Here is a 668-nt window from a genome sequence, read left to right as displayed (position 1 = left end):
GGGTCGCTTTAAATTGCAGGACGTTTCCTAGACAATCTGCGCCGCCTTGTGCCTGTTGGAATCGATGGCTAGTCTGCGGTCCGTCACTGCCAAATCAGTGATCGGGTTTAGTCGCCCGGATTCAGAACAGGCGCATGGTCCCATGAAGCTCAATGGTGGCTGTGCGCAGGGCGCCTTCGGGCGCGCCGGGTTCCTGTTCTGACCGGTCGACTAACCTGCGTACAGCCGCCACCTTCGTTTAGTCGCGACCGGTTCGGCTCCTTACTCAAAATTCGGAGTTACACCATGAATAAAGTCCTACCCGACCCACCCATCGATCCCACCAAAGACCGCGCTGCCTTCAACCGCGCCATCGACCATTACCTGCCCACCCAAGGTTTCCACGCCGTCAACGAAGACCTGAGCTTCGAAGACGCCCTGCTCTACACCGCCAGTCTGCTGGACAGCGCTTCGGCGACGGCGCTGGATTGCGGGGAGCTGCTGGAGAAACCGGAGCGGGCGAAGATCCTCGCGGTGTGGCATTTGCTGGAAATCGCCAAAACCACGGTTGACCGCTCCATCGAATGCCTCAGGCCCACGAAGACCACTGCCTGACCACGCACAAAAAATGTGGGAGGGAGCTTGCTCCCGATAGCGGTGGTTCAGGCACTCATGCAGTGACTGCCACT

1 protein-coding gene is annotated in these 668 nt (G+C 59.1%); it reads left to right on the top strand.

Annotation, left to right across the window (positions count from 1 at the left end; all coding sequences use genetic code 11):
- Positions 1-285: 285 nt before the first annotated feature.
- Positions 286-594 carry a DUF6124 family protein gene (locus INT12_RS32120; RefSeq protein WP_079443517.1) on the top strand — a complete coding sequence of 103 codons (309 nt, stop codon included), beginning with the start codon at positions 286-288 and terminating at the stop codon, positions 592-594.
- Positions 595-668: the final 74 nt, after the last annotated feature.

The organism is Pseudomonas sp. K8 (genome assembly GCF_014889455.1).
In the GTDB taxonomy this organism is placed as follows: domain Bacteria; phylum Pseudomonadota; class Gammaproteobacteria; order Pseudomonadales; family Pseudomonadaceae; genus Aquipseudomonas; species Aquipseudomonas veronii.
The sequence above is the reverse complement of the archived record's forward strand: the minus strand, read 5'-3'. Positions and strand labels throughout refer to the sequence as shown.